This is a genomic window from Ligilactobacillus animalis KCTC 3501 = DSM 20602, from assembly GCF_001434535.1.
In the GTDB taxonomy this organism is placed as follows: domain Bacteria; phylum Bacillota; class Bacilli; order Lactobacillales; family Lactobacillaceae; genus Ligilactobacillus; species Ligilactobacillus animalis.
The window spans coordinates 1-2,511 of record NZ_AYYW01000054.1; the positions used below are offsets into that span (position 1 = coordinate 1).

The 2,511-nt window shown below is 38.3% G+C and carries 5 protein-coding genes; 4 read left to right on the forward strand and 1 reads right to left on the reverse strand.

Translation table 11 applies throughout. The features are described 5' to 3' along the window. On the forward strand, window positions 1–186 hold a 186-nt coding region (locus FC30_RS09775; RefSeq protein ID WP_235804190.1), incomplete at its 5' end, for a hypothetical protein. A 17-nt stretch (window positions 187–203) separates the two neighbouring features. Here FC30_RS09775 and FC30_RS07850 read toward each other — a convergent pair. Beyond that, complete coding sequence (locus FC30_RS07850) at window positions 204–803, reverse strand: helix-turn-helix transcriptional regulator (RefSeq protein WP_010689676.1); 600 nt, start codon at window positions 801–803, stop codon at window positions 204–206. A 135-nt stretch (window positions 804–938) separates the two neighbouring features. On the opposite strand from FC30_RS07850, the gene FC30_RS07855 reads away from it, so the two are divergent. The 3 genes from FC30_RS07855 (at window position 939) to FC30_RS07865 (ending at window position 2,420) form a co-directional block, all read left to right on the forward strand. Further along, on the forward strand, window positions 939–1,136 hold the full coding sequence (locus FC30_RS07855; RefSeq protein WP_010689678.1) for a helix-turn-helix domain-containing protein: 198 nt from the start codon (window positions 939–941) through the stop codon (window positions 1,134–1,136). Between the two features lie 14 nt (window positions 1,137–1,150). Then, complete coding sequence (locus FC30_RS07860; RefSeq protein ID WP_010689680.1) at window positions 1,151–1,879, forward strand: Rha family transcriptional regulator; 729 nt, start codon at window positions 1,151–1,153, stop codon at window positions 1,877–1,879. A 232-nt stretch (window positions 1,880–2,111) separates the two neighbouring features. Continuing rightward, the gene (locus tag FC30_RS07865; protein ID WP_010689682.1) at window positions 2,112–2,420 is read left to right on the forward strand and encodes a hypothetical protein; all 309 of its coding nucleotides are present in this window, start codon (window positions 2,112–2,114) and stop codon (window positions 2,418–2,420) included. Window positions 2,421–2,511: the final 91 nt, after the last annotated feature.

Below are 2,511 nucleotides of genomic sequence, written 5' to 3' on the forward strand. Positions count from 1 at the left end.
CACGTAGGTAGTTCTAAAATATCGAAGTGGCTCAATTACTACAAATTACTACTTTTGCGCTGGTATATACTTGGCGCATTTTTGCGCTCAGTGATTGCGATCGAGTACGTCGGAGATTTCCGCCCTACCAGCGAACGCATTTTTACGCTGGCTAGTTATCGGCCGGAATTTCGGCTGGTTGGTTAATATGTTTTATAGTAAATTTACCACCAATCATCGGGATTTCTTTCTTTTTCAAGGTCTTCAAGTTTTTTCTCAAAGTCTTCTACAAGTTTCATTTTTTCTTTATCACCACCAACACCATCTATACATGCCTCAAAAAAATAAAAAGTTGGCTCTGTTATCTTATTAACTTCATGCACACTATTTAAATTATTTATGACTTTTTCTATTTTGTCTTGTGTTATATCCGACACAGATAGAGTATTAAAGAATTCTACCATTCTTTTAAAGTCCTCAAAATTGCGTTGGGACATATATTGATGAACTTCTTTTTCCCAAGTCTTCTCTGTAAACAGTAGATCACCACGCTCATTTTTACCGTCTGCAACACATTCTAAAAAGTTTTGGAAATTATCTATTTTCCAAAACTCTGAGGGGTCTGCTTTATAATTCGAGGTCCCTTTAAGGTAACTGACTGGTACTTTGAAAAAATTAGATAATTTTATCCAAGTTTCGAGTTTCGGTTCCCTATCGCCCTTCTCAAATAGTGAAATAGCTTGTCTAGTAACACCGACTTTATCTGCTAAATTTTGCTGACTAATACTTTTTTCAAGTCTTAATTCCTTTATTCTATTGCCCATTTTACACACCTTCTTTCACTCAAAATATTAGCACTTAAATATTTTTTTAGCAACTTATGTTGACAAATCCTAAGATTTATTTATATAATTGTCAACATAGGTTGCGCAACAATTGTTGACAAAAAGGAGGAAGAAATGAAGCTGACATCAGAACAACTAAAAGCTCTTAAACGTAAGAGAGGAGAGCTTAATTACTCAGTCTTAGAGCTATCAGAAGCCACTGGAGTTAGCCGGTGGACGTTAGATAAAATTTTAAAGGGCCACAGCAACGTACATGAAACAACGGCCAAAAAGATTAATGATTGGATCATCAAGCAATACATGAATGACTAGAAAGGAGCGACACCATGAACGACTTAGAACAACTAACCGAAGTGATGATAAAAGACCGCAAGGCGATCACAAGCAGTCTAAACGTGGCTGAAGTGTTTAATAAGCGACACAAACACATTTTAAGAAAAATTGATCAGATCAAAGATGATTGGAGCAAGGTAATTAGTTCTAAAGAGTTGGGCTCAAAAAGTAGCCCAGTAAAACAAAATGAATTGGGCCCATTTTTGGGCTCAACTAAAAAGAGGTTCAAAGATCATTTTAAGGAAAATACCTATATTGCTGAGAACGGTAGAACTGTAAGAAGTTACGATCTTGATCGTTTCGCATTCACAATGCTAGTAACTGGCTTTAACGGTAAAAAGGCAATGGAGTTCAAACTAGCGTATTTTAGCCGTTTCGATGAGATGGAGCAAGAACTAACCAAGCGTAACACCTTGTACGATATGGAAAAAGAACTAAGAAAACAGCTTACAGATTGTCTAAAGGATCACTATGCCGGGGATGATCTAAGCAATGAGATCCGAAACATGACGACACTTTTATATATGGTTTCGGCCGGAAATAATGCAAGTAAGTTAAAGCGTGATCGTGGCTTAGACGTCCGAGCATCCGCATTCGCTGACGCTTTAACGAGTAACGAACGCCAAACCTACATAGCAAAGGAAATGCAATTAATTGCGTTGTATCAGATCGGTGTTACCGACTATCACGAGTTGAAAGAAAAACTAAAAGGGTCTGTATAAATTACAGCCCTACATCCCTAGCCGTGATACTCAAATTTGAGAAACACGACAACGAGCGTAACGGACATTTTTGTCCCTAGCGTATATAAGCCCCCGCAACGGCTAAACCCAAAACACCCACCCAATAAATGAATGATGAACAGGAAATAGAACGGAATGAAACAACTTAGCACAGACGAAAAAAACATCTTGAAACTGCTGGAATATCTAACAACTAAAGGAGATCAAGACAATGGCAAATCTGACATTTAACGTTGCTGGTGTATCTGTATCAGTAAACACCGCAGACCCTGACTTAGTAAAAGAATTGCAAGCATTTAACACTAACATGCAGATCGTTCAAACGCTGCTAACGACACATCCTAATAGTGGCGGGTATCTGACTGATACGGCTAAGGTCTTTGGTGTTTCAGATAGCACCGTCAAGAAATGGACCAGCAAAGGGATGCCAGTAGTCAAGTTGGACGGAATGCACGATTACTATGTATACCGCAACGCGATCCAATGGCTAACAGATAATCAAGTAACACTTACAGACTAATGCACACGATCCATAGAGCTATAACGATAAATCACGGGCTAGGTGGCTTAAAGGTTAGCTTTATGGATCGCTGAAAGGAATTGAATAGACA

What these genes read in the sequence shown, in the direction of transcription:
- FC30_RS07850 (WP_010689676.1), bottom strand. Translation starts at nt 803, where the DNA reads ATGGGCAATAGAATAAAGGAATTAAGACTTGAAAAAAGTATTAGTCAG.
- FC30_RS07855 (WP_010689678.1), top strand. Translation starts at nt 939, where the DNA reads ATGAAGCTGACATCAGAACAACTAAAAGCTCTTAAACGTAAGAGAGGA.
- FC30_RS07860 (WP_010689680.1), top strand. Translation starts at nt 1,151, where the DNA reads ATGAACGACTTAGAACAACTAACCGAAGTGATGATAAAAGACCGCAAG.
- FC30_RS07865 (WP_010689682.1), top strand. Translation starts at nt 2,112, where the DNA reads ATGGCAAATCTGACATTTAACGTTGCTGGTGTATCTGTATCAGTAAAC.